Below are 14,766 nucleotides of genomic sequence, written 5' to 3'. Positions count from 1 at the left end.
CCGCGTCTGCTGGAGGCGGCACGCCGGTTCGGGACCGGGCCGGTGAAGTCGGCGGTCCACCGGGCCCAGGAGCGGGCACGGGACGGCACCGTGCCGCCCGAGGCGGTGGCCGACACGGCCGTCGCCCTGCTGCCGCACTCGGTGAGCGGGCCGCGGCCGGTGATCAACGCCACCGGCGTACGGGCCCGGCGGGGCCGCACCGCGCCGGCCGCCGCGCGACCGGGTGCCGTCCGAGGAGGTCCCGGTTCAGACCGTCAGTTCCGCCGCCCCGAAGGACACGTCGAAGCGATCGCACCAGATGGTGACGCTGCTGAAGTCGGCCGGGTCGACACCGGCGGGCAACGGGTAGTTCTGGTCTCCCTTGTTGCCCTTGAGCTTGCCGAGACTGACGTGGTCCCCGTCGTCGAAGACGTGCCAGCCGGCCTTGCCCTCGATCACCGGCGCGTCCGTCAGCCAGACGTGCAGATCGGGGCCGTTGGAGGTGTTCAGCCCTTCGAACCGCAGGACGTGCGAGCCGTCGGCCAGGCGCAGGACACGGGCCGTGCCGGTGGTGCGGTGCTCGTGGGTGACGAGTTCGCCGTCGGCGACGGTCCGCGGCTCCGGGTCCGGTGCCGGTGAGGTCGGGGCGCCGGAGGACGCCGCGGCGGAGGGCTGCCGTGACGCGGGCGCGGCAGCGGCGGCGGGGAGCTCTTCCCGCACTTCCTCGTCCACCCACAGTTTCCACGGCTGGAACCAGTACAGCCCCAGGCCCGCCGCCGCGACGGCCGGCACCGCGGCCACGACCGCCACCCGCCGGACCGTTCCTCCGCGCACACGTCCCACGAATCTCACTCCCTCTCGGCGCGCACGCTCTCATCCGCGCGCCCGTCACTACGGTGGACGGAACCAGAGTGGCCGACCGGCGGGGCGGGCGATACGCGTGAGGCCCGGCCGTCAGACTCTCGTAAGAATCGCGTCGGACTCCGATGGGAACCGGACGAGTGGCTGAGCGCCGGACCGGGTGCCCATCGCCCGGACGTACGGTCCGAGCGTCAGGCGGAGGCAGCCGCGCCGTCCGGGCCGCCGCCTGCGCCTGTCTCTCCCGCACCAGGACGACGACCGCCCCGACCCCGCTGGAGGCACCGCGTGACGACCGCGCATCCACCCGTCACCCTCGACGACGTCCGCGCCGCGGCCGACCGCCTCGAGGGCGTCGCGCACCGCACGCCGGTCCTGCGCTCGCGCACCCTGGACGCGCTCGTCGGCGCCGAGGTCCACCTCAAGTGCGAGAACTTCCAGCGGGTCGGCGCCTTCAAGTTCCGCGGGGCCTACCACGCCGTCTCCCGTCTCACTCCCGAGCAGTTGTCCCGGGGTGTCGCCGCCTACTCCTCCGGCAACCACGCCCAGGCCGTCGCCCTGGCCGCCCGGGAGCTGGGCACCACCGCCGTCATCGTCATGCCCGGGGACGCACCGCCGTCGAAGCGCGCGGCCGCCGAGGGATACGGCGCCGAGATCGTCACGTACGACCGTTACACCGGCGACCGTGTCGCCGTCGCGGAGGCACTGGCCGCCGAGCGCGGCCTGACCCTCATCCCCCCGTACGAACACCCGCACGTCATCGCCGGACAGGGCACGGCGGCTCTCGAACTGCTCGAAGAGGCGGGAGAGCTGGACGCGCTGCTCGCACCGGTCGGCGGCGGCGGACTGATCGCCGGAAGCGCCACCGCCGTCAAGGGCCTGTGCCCCGCGGCCCGGGTGATCGGCGTCGAGCCGGAGGCCGGGGACGACACCAAACGGTCGTTGGAGGCAGGGCATCGCGTGAGCATCCCGGTCCCGCGCACCATCGCCGACGGCCAGGCGCTGCACACCCCCGGTGAGCTGACGTTCTCCCTCAACCGGCGGCTGCTGGACGGGATCGTGCTGGTCGGCGACGACGAGATCAGGGACGCGATGCGGTTCGCCTTCGAGCGGCTGAAGATCGTCCTGGAGCCGAGCGGGGCCACCGCGCTGGCCGCGCTGCTCACCGGCCGCACGGGCGCCCTCCCGGGCCGGGTCGGGGTGATCCTCTCCGGCGGGAACGTCGACGCCGAGCGCTTCGCACGGCTCTGCGGGCCCGGCGACTGACGCGCCGGCCCGGCCCCGTCACCCGAATGGCGCCCCCGAGTGGACGGGCGGACGATGAAGGGGGAGGACCCGGCCTCCGCCGGTGCCGTTCGGGGCGGACGGAGACCGGACCCGGTCGTGAGGGGCGACGACCGGAAAGGAGAAAGGGCATGTTCGAGATCAAGACACTGGACAAGCCGGACGAGCGACGTGATTTCCCCCGGGGGCACCTGGAGGCCGTCCACATGACGGGGCTGGACTTCGCCGTGGCCACCTTCGAGCCGGGGTGGCGCTGGTCCGAGTCCGTCGGCCCCATCGCGGGCACCGAAAGCTGCCAGATCCACCACAACGGCTACGTCGTCCAGGGCCGCCTGCGCATCCGCATGGACGACGGCGGCGAGGGCGAGGTCGGTCCCGGCGACGTCTTCGTCTGCGCGCCCGGCCACGACGCGTGGGTCGTCGGCGACGACCAGGTCGTGGTGTACGACTTCGCGGGCGGCATGGCCCAGACCTACGCGAAGGCGGACTGACCGGCCCGGGCCGGTCGCCCGGAGCCGCATCTCCACGGGCGTTTCCGTCCGTGCCCGTGAGGCACCCGGCGGGGCGCCCGTCGGCGGTGGTCGCGGTGGCGTCCACGGGCGGGCGGAACCGGCCGCGCCCCCCGATGCCCGCCGCCGCTGCCGCCCGAACGCCGGTGGAGCCCCCGCCGCCCGGCGGACCGCCCCGGAACGACGAAGGAGCACAGCCATGACGAACGCGATCGGCACGACCGAGGCGGACCGTGCGCTGAAGGCCGGGCACCGGGCGCTGTGGGCCCAGGGCGACTACCCCTCCCTGGCCGCCGAGCTGATCCCCGACCTGGGGAGGATCCTGGTCGAGGCGTCCGGGCTGCGCCCGGGCGACCGGGTCCTGGACGTCGCGGCCGGCACCGGCAACGCCGCGATCCCGGCGGCCCTGGCCGGTGCGGACGTGGTGGCCGCCGACCTCACCCCCGAGCTGCTCCGGGCCGGACGACGGCTGGCGGAGGAACGGGGCGCGGTGCTGCGCTGGCAGGAGGCCGACGCCGAGGCGATGCCCTTCGAGGACGCCGCCTTCGACGTCGTGCTGTCCTGCGTCGGGGTCATGTTCGCCCCGCACCACCGGGCGGCGGCCGACGAACTGGTCCGCGTCTGCCGTCCGGGCGGCACGATCGCGCTGCTGAGCTGGACGCCCGAGGGGTTCATCGGGCGCATGCTGGGCACGTTGAAGCCGTACGCGCCGCCGCCCCCGCCCGGTGCGCAGCCGCCCCCGCTGTGGGGGGACCCGGAGCACGTGGAGGCGCTCCTCGGCGACCGGATCACGGACGTGTCGGCCGAACGCCGCACGGTCGTGGTCGACCGCTTCGCGACGCCCGAGGCGTTCCGGGACTACTTCAAGCAGCGTTACGGCCCGGTCATCAGCGTCTACCGGGCCAACGCCGACGACCCCGAACGCACCGCCGCCCTGGACCGGGACCTGGCCGACCTCGTCCGCCGTCACGACCGGGGGACGGGTGCCGGCACCGTGGTGGAGTGGGAGTACCTGCTGTTCACGGCCCGCAGGGCCACCTGACCGTCCGCCACGGTCACACCGGCAGCAGCCGCCCGACCAGCGCGCTCAACTGCCGTACGGTGCGGCACTCGTGCATCTCCACCAGCCCGGCGTACTCGAGTGCGGCGGAGTCGCCGGTGCCCCAACGGGAGCGCTGCTCGGGGTTGAGCCAGTACACGCGCCGGGCCCGTCCGGTCAGTTCGCGCACGGCCGGCAGATTCGGGTCGCCCATGTTGGTGCGGGCGTCACCGAGGACGAACACGGTCGTGCGCGGGCCGACGGCATCGGCGTACCGTTCGGTGAACTCGCCCAGCGCCGTGCCGTAGTCGCTGCTGCCGTGCCAGCCGGTGAGGGTCGCCTCGTCCCGGATGCGGGCACCCAGGCCCTCCGGGTCGGCGGCGCCGTGCACGAGCAGCCCGGTCACCTCGTCGATCCGGTTGACGAAGGCGAACACCCGTACCTTCGAGAACTGGTCGTGCAGCGCCTGCACCAGCAGCATCGTGAAGTCGGAGAATCCGGACACCGATCCGGAGACGTCGCACAGCAGCACCAGTTCGGGCCGGGCGGGCCGGCGCCGGCGCAGCACCGGTCGCATGGGCACCCCGCCCGTCGACAGCGAACCGCGCAGGGTCCGCCGCAGATCGATACGGCCGCGCGCGGCCCTGCGGCGCCGCGCGGCCAGCCGGGTCGCCAGCTTCCGGGCCAACGGCTGCACCGTCCGGCGCAGTTCGGCCAGCCGGTCCTTCCCGGCGAACAGGAAGTCGACGCGGTCGGCGGACGGGGCCACCGCGCGCCGGGCGATCTCGTCCCGCCCCCGCCGTTCGGCGACCCGGCGCCGCGCCTCCGCGGCCACCAGCCGCCGGAACCCCTCGACACGGCGCCGGATCTCGTCCTCCAGCAGCCGGTCACCGAAGCCCGGCGCACCGCCCCGCGTCCGCACCTCGTCCCGCACCCGCGCGAGCAGCGTCTGCGGGCGCAGCCGCTCCAGCGTCTGGTACGACGACCAGCCGTCCGACGCCGGTGAACTCCCGTATCCGCCGAAGCCGTCGACCGCCTCCACCGCCAACCGGGCCATCAGCTCCGCGTCGTCGTCGGCGAGCGCGGCCGCCAGCCGCTCGCGCAGGTCCTCCCGGTCCGCGGGGCCGGCCTCCGGGGCGCCGACCGCGCGCGGGAAGTAGAGGTCGAAGACCGCGTCGAACACCGGGCGTTGACCGGTCGTGTGCAGCAGGGTGGCCGCCAGGCCCTCCTGCAGCAGTTCCCGGTCCTCCAGCCCGAGCGCCTCCACCGCCCGTGCTGCGTCCACCGTCTCACCGGTGCCGACGCGCACCCCGTGCGCGCGGAGCGCGTCGACCAGGCCGGTCAGCCGCGCGGTGAGGTCCGAGGGCGCGGCGGCCGAAGGGGCGGCGTTCACCCGGCGTCCAGGTCGAGCTTGGCCGCCGCCTTCAGTACGTCGTCCTGGTGCTTGAGGATCACGCCCAGGCTGTCGCGTACGACGCTCCCGTCCAGCGTGTCGGCGCCCAGCGCCAGCAGGGTGCGGGCCCAGTCGATGGTCTCGGCGACGGACGGCACCTTGCGCAGGTCCATGGCGCGCAGTGCCCCGACCACCCGTACGACGGACTCGGCCAGCGCGGCGTCGATGCCCGGCACCTTCAGCCGCACGATCCGCCGCTCCAGCTCCGCGTCGGGGAAACCGATGTGCAGGAACAGGCAGCGGCGGCGCAGCGCCTCGGACAGTTCACGGGTGGCGTTCGAGGTGAGGACGACGAACGGGCGGCGGGTCGCGGTGACCGTGCCCAGCTCGGGAACGGTGACCTGGAAGTCGCTGAGCACCTCGAGGAGCAGGCCCTCCACCTCGACGTCCGCCTTGTCGGTCTCGTCGATCAGCAGCACCTTGGGGTCGTCGCCGCGGATGGCGGTCAGCAGCGGACGGGGCAGCAGGAACTCCTCGCCGAAGATGTCCGTGCGCGTCTCGTCCCAGGTCTCGTCCCGGCCGGCGCTGATGCGCAGCAGCTGCTTGGCGTGGTTCCACTCGTACAGCGCCCGCGACTCGTCGACGCCCTCGTAGCACTGCAGGCGCACCAGCCGGGCCCCGGCGACCTGCGCGACGGCCTTGGCCAGCTCGGTCTTGCCGACCCCGGCGGGACCCTCCACCAGCAGCGGCTTGCCGAGCCGGTCGGCGAGGAAGACGGTCGTGGCGACCGCGGGCGAGGCCAGGTAGCCGGTCGCGGCGAGGCGCGCGGAGACGTCGTCGACGGAAGTGAACACGGGGCCTCCAGGTCGGCGGCGATATCAGAAGACCTATCCAAGCGCTTGGTCAGGCCCGCTGTCACGGGGTGCGCCCCCGCGATCCCGGGAAGCCGACGGCGGGAGACGGTGGGAAGACGGCCGGGGGACGCCCGCCGCGGCGGACGCCCCTGGTGACCGGGCCGGTTTCACGCGGTCACCGCGACCGCCTGCACCGCCGGAGTGCGCAGCACACGCCGGGCCGTGACCAGACTCGTCCCCAGCGTCGCCACCGCCGCGATCGAGACGACGACGGCCCAGACACCGATCACCTGCCCCGGCACCACCGCGTCACCGCGGACCATGGTGAACGGCACGATCCCCGCCAGCGCCGCCAGCGTGCCGAACAGCACCCCGGTGACCGTCAGGACCAGTGCCTCCGTCCCCACGACGCTCAGCACCTGACCGGGCGTCGCCCCGGCGAGCCGCTGCTGCCCGAACTCGCGGCCGCGGTAGGACGTGGCCGCGTACAGCGAGTTGACCAGCATCACGCAGACGAAGACCACGATGATGCCGACCACCGTGAAGTTGAGCGTCTCCAGGTTCTTCGCCTCGACCGACTTCACCATGCCGGCGGCCTCGACGGCGTCGCTCTCGACCCTCTGTATGGTCAGCGTGGCCGTGGAGACGGCCGTGAACAGGATCAGCGACGTCAGGATCCCGGCGAGCTGCCCGGACCGCTCCCGCAGGTTCTGCACGGCCAGCCAGCCGCTCGCGCCGCCCGGCACCGGCACGCCCTTCAGCAGCCGCGCCGCCAGCAGCGCGCACCCCACCGACAGCAGGATCGACCCGTAGACGGGCGGCGCCATCAGCGCGGAGTCCGTCTCCGAGAAGGCGAAGGTGGAGCACACCGCCGCGGCACCCGCCGCCAGCGCCGCGTACGCCAGGAACGTCCGCCCCCGGCCCGGCCTCCGGTGCCCCCGTGCCGCCCGCCGCATCGCGAGGAACGCCGCACCGGCCGCCGCGAGCAGCGTGATGTCGATGCCGCTCATGAGCGCGATCACCCCGAAGGAGTGGTCGACGGAGTCCGCGACCTGACCGCTGTCCTGGAAGACCTCCAGCAGCGCCCGCCCGCCCAGCATCGCCGGGACGATCGCCAGCGCCGAGCCCACCAGGGCCACGACCGCGGCCTCACCCACGACCATCCGCTTCAGCTGCGCCGGGGTCGCCCCCGAGCAGCGCAGCAGCTCCAGTTCGGCCGCACGCTGCCGCACGTTCACCGTCAGCGTGGAGGCGACGGCGAAGAACACCAGCAGGGTGCCGTATCCGCCGACCACCCCGGCCGCCGTGTACAGGGTCTCCGCGCTCACCGAATCCACGCCCGGCTGCCCGGCCGTGTCGTACATCGAGTTGAACGTCATGATGATCGCCGCACCCAGGAAGGCGGAGAGCAGCGTCGCGAGGAACCGTCCGGGCCGCTGTCGGATCGACCGCATCGCCAGTACGAACACCGCTCACACCTCCGTCGTCACGTCGTCGCCCAGGTGGGCCAGCCGCTCGGCCACCGCGTCCGCCGTCGGCGCCTCCAGCCGGCCCGCGAGCCGGCCGTCCGCGAGGAACAGCACGCTGTCGGCGTAGGAGGCGGCGACCGGGTCGTGCGTCACCATCACCACGGTCTGCCCGTGCACCCGCACCGCCTGCTGGAGCAGCCGCAGCACGTCCCGCGCGCTGCGCAGGTCCAGGGCGCCGGTCGGCTCGTCGGCGAAGATCACCCGGGGGTCGGTGACCAGCGCCCGGGCGATCGCGACCCGCTGCCGCTGACCGCCGGAGAGCTGATCGGGCCGGTGCCCGAGCCGGTCGCCCAGACCGACGGCGGTCAGGACCTCCCGGACGCGCGCCCGGTCCACGCGCCGCCCGGCCAACTTCAGCGGCAGCACCGTGTTCTGTGCGACGGTCAGCGTCTCGAGCAGGTTGTACTGCTGGAACACGAACCCGATCCGCCCGCGCCGGAACTTCGTCAGCTTCGCCTCGCTGCCGCCCGTCAGCTCGGTCCCGTCGACCTGCACGATCCCGCTGTCCGGCTGGTCCAGCCCGGCCGCGCACTGCAGCAGCGTGGACTTGCCCGAGCCCGACGGTCCCATGACCGCCGTGAAGGTGCCGCGCCCGAGTCCGAGCGTCACCCCGTCGAGCGCGGTCACGGCGCTGTCGGCGGTGCCGTAGGACTTGGTGACCTTCACCAGCCGTAGCGCCTCGGGGGCGGGCCCCGCATCGTGGTTGCGTCGTGCCCCGCTGCGAAACATCGTCATTTCCTCCGTCCGGCACGCCTTGTGCCTTGCTGAAGAGGCTACGGAGCGAAAGGCGGCGCCACACGGGGCGCAGAACCCGTTTCGGGGGGTGTACTTAACGACACCGGACACGGGGGTGGGGCTCAGCCGACCAGTACGACCTCCAGCGTGCGCGGCCCGTGGACGCCCTCCACCCGGTCGAGTTCGATGTCGCTCGTCGCCGACGGGCCGGAGATCCAGGTGAGCGGGCGGGCCGGGTCGAGGCGTTCGAGGGCCTGGGGGACGGAGGAGACGACCTGGTCCGGGACGCGGACCACGCAGATGTGGTGGTCGGGGACCAGGGTGATGCGGCGGCGGCCCTGGTCGGGGGAGCCGTCCAGGACGAGGGTGCCGGTCTCGGCGATCGCGACCGCGCAGGCGGTGATCACGCTGTCGACCCGGTCCAGTTCGTGCGGGGTGCTCTCCGCGCGGTCCGCCACCCGGGTCACGCCGGTCGCCGCGAGCCAGCCCTCGTCCAGCCCGGGCGGGACGAGCACGGACGACGAGCCGCGCTCCCGCAGCAGCCCGGCGACGACCCCCGCCAGTCCGCCGGCGTCGGTGCGGTGCACGATCGCCCGGTAGTCGGCCAGGTTCTCGGCGAGCAGGTCCACCGTCTGCTCGACGGTGCGTTCACCGTGCTCGCCCAGATAGTCACGGGCGACGGCCCGCTCGTACGGGGTGTCGTCCCGCGGCACGTCGGCGAGCGCGCGCCGCACCCGGCCCAGGACCCGTTCCCTGCTGCTCACTTGGTCTCGTCCTTCCCGCCGTGCGTGCGGTGCCACCAGTCCCGGAACGGCTCGGCCGGCACGGGAGGCAGGTCCCGGGTCCCGGTCCACGCCCGGCCCGGGCCCGGCAGGGTGCGCGGATGGAAGCGGCGGGTGCGCGAGGCCAGGCGCTGGCCGGTGCGCAGTGCGCCCGGACGCGTGAACGCCCAGCGGGCGGCGCGCATCGCGGCGCGCTCGGCGGCGTGTCCCTTCGCGGGCCGCAGCACCACCTTGTTGCCCTCCCGCGTCACCTGGCCGCCCTGCACGACCCGCTCCCGCAGATGCACCAGCACCTCGGGGATGTCGATGGCGACCGGGCACACCTCGTAACAGGCCCCGCACAGCGACGAGGCGTACGGCAGGGAGGCGTCGATCTCGCTCGCGGTGCCCCGCAGTTGGGGGCTGAGGATCGCGCCGATCGGGCCCGGGTAGACCGAGCCGTAGGCGTGGCCGCCGGCCCGCTCGTAGACCGGGCAGACGTTGAGGCAGGCCGAGCAGCGGATGCAGCGCAGGGCCTGGCGGCCGACCTCGTCGGCGAGGGTGTCGGTGCGGCCGTTGTCCAGCAGGACGAGGTGGAAGTTCCGCGGGCCGTCCTCGTCCGTGGTGCCGGTCCAGGTGGACGTGTACGGGTTCATGCGCTCGGCCGTCGAGGAGCGGGGGAGGGTCTGCAGGAACACCTCCAGGTCCCGCCAGGTCGGCACGATCTTCTCGATGCCGACGACCGAGATCAGCGTCTCGGGCAGGGTCAGGCACATCCGCCCGTTGCCCTCGGACTCCACGACGACGAGCGTGCCGGTCTCGGCGACCATGAAGTTGGCTCCGGAGACGCCGACCTTGGCGCGCAGGAACTTCTCCCGCAGGTGCAGCCGTGCCGCCTCGGCGAGTTCGGCGGGCGTGTCGGTCAGGCCCTCGGGGGCGGGACGGCCCCACTCGCTCATCTCACGGGCGAAGATCTCCCGGATCTCGCCCCGGTTGCGGTGGATCGCCGGGACGAGGATGTGCGAGGGCCGGTCCTTGCCCAACTGCACGATCAGCTCGGCCAGATCGGTCTCGTAGGCGCGGATGCCCTCCTCCTCGAGCGCCTCGTTGAGCCCGATCTCCTGCGTGGCCATCGACTTGACCTTGACGACCTCCGACTCGCCCGTCTCCTTGACGAGCCGGGTCACGATCCGGTTGGCCTCGCCGGCGTCGGCCGCCCAGTGGACGGTGCCGCCCGCGGCCGTGACCGACTCCTCCAACTGCACCAGGTAGCGGTCGAGATGGCGCAGGGTGTGGTCCTTGATCCGCTTGCCGGCCTCGCGCAGCTCCGCCCAGTCGGAGACCTCCGCCACCGCCGTCCGCCGCTTGGCGCGGATGGTGTGCGTGGCATGGCGCAGATTGCCCCGCAGGGTCTGGTCGTGCACCGCCTCGCGCGCGGCCTCCGGGAAAGCCGGCATCCCCACGAACGTGCCGCTCATGCCGCCGGTTCCTCCTCCGTGCTCGCCAGGATCTGAGCGATGTGCACCGGCCGCATGCCGGTCCGCAGCCTGGTCATGGTTCCGCCGATGTGCATCAGACAGGAGTTGTCCGCCGCGCACAGCACCTCCGCGCCGGTGGAGGCGGCGTTGCGCACCTTGTCGGCGCCCATCGCCGCGGAGACGTCGGCGTTCTTCAGCGCGAAGGTGCCGCCGAAGCCGCAGCATTCCTCCGCGCCCGGCAACTCCACCAGCTCCAGCCCCTTCACCGCCCGCAACAGCCGCAGGGGCCGCTCGCCGAGCCCGAGACCGCGCAGCCCGTGACAGGTCGGGTGATAGGTCACCGTGTGCGGGTAGTACGCCCCGACGTCCGTCACCCCCAGCACGTCCACCAGGAACTCGGTCAGCTCGTACGTCTTCGGCACCACCGGCGCCAGGGCCGTCGCGAGCGTGTCCCCGCGCCCCTCCGCCCGGGCCCGCTCCCCCATCCGCGGATACAGCTCCCGCACCATCGCCCCGCACGACCCGGACGGTGTCACGATCGCCTCGTAGTCCCGGAAGACATCGGAGAAATGCCGGGCCAGCGGCTCGGCCTCGTACCGGTACCCGGTGTTGTAGTGCGCCTGACCGCAACAGGTCTGGGCGACCGGGAAGTCGACCTCGACGCCCAGCCTGTTCAGCAGCTTCACCACGGCGCGCCCGGTGTCCGGATAGAGCGTGTCGTTGACACAGGTCAGGAACAGGGCGACACGCATCGCGGCTCCTCGTGGATCGATCATCGGGTGAATGCAGGGTAATCCGGGGCCGGGGGACCCGGGGAGACCGCGTCAGCCCCGGGCGAGCCGGGCCTGGGCGGCCTGCCAGCGCTGGGTGCCGCCGCGCGGTTCGTACCGCGTCAGCGACTGGGTGCGGACGAGCAGCCGCCGCATCCCCGCCAGGTCGCCGACCAGCCCGTGGGCGCGGGCCTGCACGAGCACGTTGCCCAGCGCCGCCGCCTCGGTCGGCCCGGACACCACCGGCAGCCCGCAGGCGTCGGCGGTCAGCTGGCACAGCAGGGCGTTGCGGGTGCCGCCGCCCACGACGTGCACGACGTCGACCGCGTGCCCGGCGAGCCGCTGGGCGTCCTCGACGGCCTTGCGGTGGGCGAGGGCGAGCGAGTCGAGGATGCACCGCGTGACCTCGGCCGGGGAGACGGGCACGGGTTGCCCCGAGACCCGGCACGCCTCGGCGATCCGCTCCGGCATCCGCCCCGGCGCCAGGAACGCCGCGTCCTCGGCGTCCACCACCGACCGCAGCGCGGGCACCTTGGCCGCCTGGAGCAGCAGCGCGCCCAGATCCGGCTCGCCCCAGGCCCGCACGCACTCCTGGAGCAGCCACAGGCCCATGATGTTGCGCAGATAGCGGACCGTGCCGTCCAGCCCCAGCTCATTGGTGAAGTTGGCGGCCCTGCTCTCCTCGGTGAGCACCGGCGCGTCCAGCTCCAGCCCGGCCAGCGACCAGGTGCCGGTGCAGATGTACGCGAACCGCTCACCGTCGGCGGGCACCGCGGCCACGGCGGACGCGGTGTCGTGCGAGCCCACCGTCGTCACCGGGACCGGACCGGTCAGCCCGGTCTCCTGAAGCACCTGAGGCCGCAACACCCCCGCCGGGTCGCCCGGCCGGCGCAGCGGCGCGAACAGACCGAGGTCGATGCCCAGCCGCTCCGCGACGCCGCGGGACCAGTCACGGGTGCGCGGATCGATCAGCTGGGTCGTCGAGGCGTTGGTCAGCTCCGTGCCCTGCTCGCCCGTCAGCCAGTACGTCAGCAGGTCCGGGATCAGCAACAGCCGCTCGGCCCGTTCCAGTTGGGCGGATCCGCTGGCCGCCGTCAGCTGGTACAGCGTGTTGAACGGCGCGTACTGCAGACCGGTCGCCGCGTACAGCTCCTCGGCGGGCACACTCGCCCACACCTTCTCCGCGACGCCCTCGGTGCGGCTGTCGCGGTAGTGCACGGGGTTGCCGAGCAGCGCCCCGTCCGCGTCCAGCAGCCCGTAGTCCACGGCCCAGCTGTCGATGCCGACGGAGTCGACGGCGCCGGCCGCTCCCAGCCCGTCGAGCACCCCGGCGTAGAGCCCGAGGACGTCCCAGCGCAGCCCCTCCGGGACACGAACGGGACGGTTGGGGAAGCGGTGGGCCTCGGTCAGCTCCAGGCTGTCGGGGCCGACGCGGCCGACCATGACGCGCCCGCTGGACGCGCCGAGGTCGACCGCGGCGTACGACTTCACGGCGGTGCTCATCGCAGGAACGCGGCGGCGACGCCGGCGTCGACCGGGACGTGCAGACCGGTGGTGTGGGTGAGGTCGCCGCCGGTCAGCGCGAACACGGCGTTCGCCACGTGCTCGGGGAGCACCTCGCGCTTGAGGATGGTCCGCTGGGCGTAGAACTCGCCCAGCTTCTCCTCCTCGATGCCGTAGGTCGCCGCGCGCTGCGCGCCCCAGCCGCCCGCGAAGATCCCGGAGCCGCGCACCACACCGTCCGGGTTGACGCCGTTGACGCGGATCCCGTGCTCACCCAGCTCTGCGGCCAGCAGCCGCACCTGGTGGGCCTGGTCGGCCTTGGTCGCCGAGTAGGCGATGTTGTTCGGACCGGCGAAGACGGCGTTCTTGGAGGCGATGTAGACGATGTCGCCGCCCAGTCCCTGCGCGATCATCACCCGGGCCGCCTCGCGCGAGACGAGGAAGGAGCCGCGGGCCATGATGTCGTGCTGGAGGTCCCAGTCCTTCGCGGACGTCTCCAGCAGCGGCTTGGAGATGGAGATCCCGGCGTTGTTCACCACCAGGTCCACGCCGCCGAAGGCCAGCACCGCCGCCCGGAACGCCTCGGCGATCTGCTCCTCCGACGTGACGTCCACGGTGACGGCGACGGCCTTGTCGGCGCCGCCCAGCTCCTCGGCGACGGCCGCGGCGTTCTCCCCGTTCAGGTCGGCGATCACCACGCACGCGCCCTCGGCGACCAGCCGGTGTGCGATCGCCTTGCCGATCCCGCTGCCCGCACCGGTCACCAGCGCCACCCGGGTGGCCAGCGGCTTGGGCTTCGGCATCCGCCGGAGCTTGGCCTCCTCGAGGGCCCAGTACTCGATGCGGAACTTCTCCGACTCCTCGATCGGGGCGTACGTGGAGACCGCCTCGGCCCCGCGCATCACGTTGATCGCGTTGACGTAGAACTCGCCCGCGACCCGCGCGGTCTGCTTGTCCTTGCCGAAGCTGAACATGCCCACCCCGGGGATCAGCACGATCGCCGGGTCGGCGCCGCGCATCGCGGGGGAGTCCTCTTCCGCGTGCCGCTCGTAGTACGCGGCGTACTCCTCGCGGTAGGCGGCGTGCAGTTCCTTCAGCCGGGCGATCGCCTCGTCCAGCGGAGCCGTCGGCGGCAGGTCGAGGACCAGGGGCCGGACCTTGGTGCGCAGGAAGTGGTCCGGGCAGGAGGTGCCCAGCGCGGCCAGCCGCGGGTGCTCGGCACGCGCGAGGAAATCGAGAACGACATCGGAGTCGTCGAAGTGCCCCACCTGAGGCTTGTCCTGCGAGGCGACGGCACGGACATACGGTGCCAGCGCGGCCGCCCGCTCACGCCGCTCGGCCTCGGGCAGTGCCTCGTACCCCTCGATCACCGGCCCGAAGGGCTCCGGCCGGCCGCGCTCGGCGAGGAACTTCTCGGCGGTGCGGATGATGTGCAGCGAGTTGCGCTCGCACTCCTCGGAGGTGTCACCCCAGGCCGTGATGCCGTGCCCGCCCAGGACGCACCCGACGGCCTGCGGGTTGGCCTCCTTCACGGCGGCGATGTCCAGCCCGAGCTGGAACCCGGGGCGCCGCCACGGCACCCACACCACCGTGTCGCCGAAGCACTCGGCGGTCAACTTCTCCCCGTCGGCGGCGCAGGCCAGCGCGATCCCGGAGTCGGGGTGCAGGTGGTCCACGTGCGCGGCCCGCACCAGCCCGTGCATCGCGGTGTCGATGGACGGGGCCGCGCCGCCCTTGCCGTGCAGGCAGTAGTCGAACGCGGCCACCATCTCGTCCTCGCGCTCGACCCCCGGGTAGACGTCGACGAGCGCCCGCAGCCGGTCCAGCCGCAGCACCGCCAGCCCCGCCTCGGTGAGCGTTCCGAGGTCCCCGCCGGACCCCTTGACCCACATCAGCTCGACGTCACCGCCGGTGACGGGATCGGTGTCGGTGCCCTTGGCGGAGGCGTTCCCGCCGGCGTAGTTGGTGTTGCGGGGATCGGAACCAAGCCGGTGGGACCGCGCGAGCAGAGCAGCGGCTTCGGGATGGGGTGCCATGAATTCTCAGTCCTTTTCGAAGGAGGGGAAGAAGAACG

13 protein-coding genes are annotated in these 14,766 nt (G+C 73.3%); 3 read left to right on the top strand and 10 right to left on the bottom strand.

Annotated features, from left to right (window positions below):
* Positions 1-246: 246 nt before the first annotated feature.
* Positions 247-822 carry a DM13 domain-containing protein gene (locus tag RIM90_RS04250; RefSeq protein WP_375165396.1) on the bottom strand — a complete coding sequence of 192 codons (576 nt, stop codon included), beginning with the start codon at positions 820-822 and terminating at the stop codon, positions 247-249.
* Positions 823-1,125: 303 nt separating this feature from the next.
* On the opposite strand from RIM90_RS04250, the gene RIM90_RS04245 reads away from it, so the two are divergent.
* The 3 genes from RIM90_RS04245 (at position 1,126) to RIM90_RS04235 (ending at position 3,672) form a co-directional block, all read left to right on the top strand.
* Entirely contained in the window at positions 1,126-2,103 is a 978-nt protein-coding gene (locus tag RIM90_RS04245) for a pyridoxal-phosphate dependent enzyme (protein ID WP_309059169.1), read from the top strand.
* 149 nt (positions 2,104-2,252) lie between these two features.
* The gene (locus tag RIM90_RS04240) at positions 2,253-2,612 is read left to right on the top strand and encodes a cupin domain-containing protein (protein WP_309059168.1); all 360 of its coding nucleotides are present in this window, start codon (positions 2,253-2,255) and stop codon (positions 2,610-2,612) included.
* A 217-nt stretch (positions 2,613-2,829) separates the two neighbouring features.
* Positions 2,830-3,672: a methyltransferase domain-containing protein gene (locus RIM90_RS04235; protein ID WP_309059167.1), complete on the top strand. Its 843-nt coding sequence runs from the start codon at positions 2,830-2,832 to the stop codon at positions 3,670-3,672.
* Between the two features lie 13 nt (positions 3,673-3,685).
* Here the strand turns inward: RIM90_RS04235 and RIM90_RS04230 are convergent, their stop codons facing one another.
* The 9 genes from RIM90_RS04230 to RIM90_RS04190 form a co-directional block, all read right to left on the bottom strand.
* Complete coding sequence (locus RIM90_RS04230) at positions 3,686-5,062, bottom strand: VWA domain-containing protein (RefSeq protein ID WP_309059166.1); 1,377 nt, start codon at positions 5,060-5,062, stop codon at positions 3,686-3,688.
* Entirely contained in the window at positions 5,059-5,916 is an 858-nt protein-coding gene (locus RIM90_RS04225) for a MoxR family ATPase (RefSeq protein ID WP_309059165.1), read from the bottom strand. The genes RIM90_RS04230 and RIM90_RS04225 overlap by 4 nt, the downstream gene beginning before the upstream one ends.
* A gap of 167 nt (positions 5,917-6,083) precedes the next feature.
* Positions 6,084-7,385: an FtsX-like permease family protein gene (locus tag RIM90_RS04220; protein WP_309059164.1), complete on the bottom strand. Its 1,302-nt coding sequence runs from the start codon at positions 7,383-7,385 to the stop codon at positions 6,084-6,086.
* Between the two features lie 3 nt (positions 7,386-7,388).
* Positions 7,389-8,180 (bottom strand): ABC transporter ATP-binding protein, encoded by a 792-nt coding sequence (locus RIM90_RS04215; RefSeq protein ID WP_309059163.1) that lies wholly within the window; start codon positions 8,178-8,180, stop codon positions 7,389-7,391.
* A 122-nt stretch (positions 8,181-8,302) separates the two neighbouring features.
* Positions 8,303-8,944 (bottom strand): lactate utilization protein C, encoded by a 642-nt coding sequence (locus tag RIM90_RS04210; protein WP_309059162.1) that lies wholly within the window; start codon positions 8,942-8,944, stop codon positions 8,303-8,305.
* Positions 8,941-10,419, bottom strand: coding sequence for a LutB/LldF family L-lactate oxidation iron-sulfur protein (locus RIM90_RS04205; RefSeq protein ID WP_309059161.1), 1,479 nt, complete (start codon positions 10,417-10,419; stop codon positions 8,941-8,943). The genes RIM90_RS04210 and RIM90_RS04205 overlap by 4 nt, the downstream gene beginning before the upstream one ends.
* Positions 10,416-11,171 carry a (Fe-S)-binding protein gene (locus RIM90_RS04200; protein ID WP_309059160.1) on the bottom strand — a complete coding sequence of 252 codons (756 nt, stop codon included), beginning with the start codon at positions 11,169-11,171 and terminating at the stop codon, positions 10,416-10,418. The genes RIM90_RS04205 and RIM90_RS04200 overlap by 4 nt, the downstream gene beginning before the upstream one ends.
* 72 nt (positions 11,172-11,243) lie before the next feature.
* Positions 11,244-12,692, bottom strand: a complete 1,449-nt coding sequence (locus RIM90_RS04195; protein ID WP_309059159.1) for a rhamnulokinase family protein — start codon at positions 12,690-12,692, stop codon at positions 11,244-11,246.
* Positions 12,689-14,728, bottom strand: a complete 2,040-nt coding sequence (locus RIM90_RS04190; protein WP_309059158.1) for a bifunctional aldolase/short-chain dehydrogenase — start codon at positions 14,726-14,728, stop codon at positions 12,689-12,691. The genes RIM90_RS04195 and RIM90_RS04190 overlap by 4 nt, the downstream gene beginning before the upstream one ends.
* Positions 14,729-14,766: the final 38 nt, after the last annotated feature.

It is taken from the genome of Streptomyces sp., from assembly GCF_031181555.1.
Lineage (GTDB): Bacteria > Actinomycetota > Actinomycetes > Streptomycetales > Streptomycetaceae > Streptomyces > Streptomyces fimbriatus.
This window is presented reverse-complemented; position numbering and strand designations above follow the sequence as displayed.

What these genes read in the sequence shown, in the direction of transcription:
- RIM90_RS04240 (WP_309059168.1), top strand. Translation starts at nt 2,253, where the DNA reads ATGTTCGAGATCAAGACACTGGACAAGCCGGACGAGCGACGTGATTTC.
- RIM90_RS04235 (WP_309059167.1), top strand. Translation starts at nt 2,830, where the DNA reads ATGACGAACGCGATCGGCACGACCGAGGCGGACCGTGCGCTGAAGGCC.
- RIM90_RS04215 (WP_309059163.1), bottom strand. Translation starts at nt 8,180, where the DNA reads ATGACGATGTTTCGCAGCGGGGCACGACGCAACCACGATGCGGGGCCC.
- RIM90_RS04205 (WP_309059161.1), bottom strand. Translation starts at nt 10,419, where the DNA reads ATGAGCGGCACGTTCGTGGGGATGCCGGCTTTCCCGGAGGCCGCGCGC.
- RIM90_RS04200 (WP_309059160.1), bottom strand. Translation starts at nt 11,171, where the DNA reads ATGCGTGTCGCCCTGTTCCTGACCTGTGTCAACGACACGCTCTATCCG.
- RIM90_RS04195 (WP_309059159.1), bottom strand. Translation starts at nt 12,692, where the DNA reads ATGAGCACCGCCGTGAAGTCGTACGCCGCGGTCGACCTCGGCGCGTCC.
- RIM90_RS04190 (WP_309059158.1), bottom strand. Translation starts at nt 14,728, where the DNA reads ATGGCACCCCATCCCGAAGCCGCTGCTCTGCTCGCGCGGTCCCACCGG.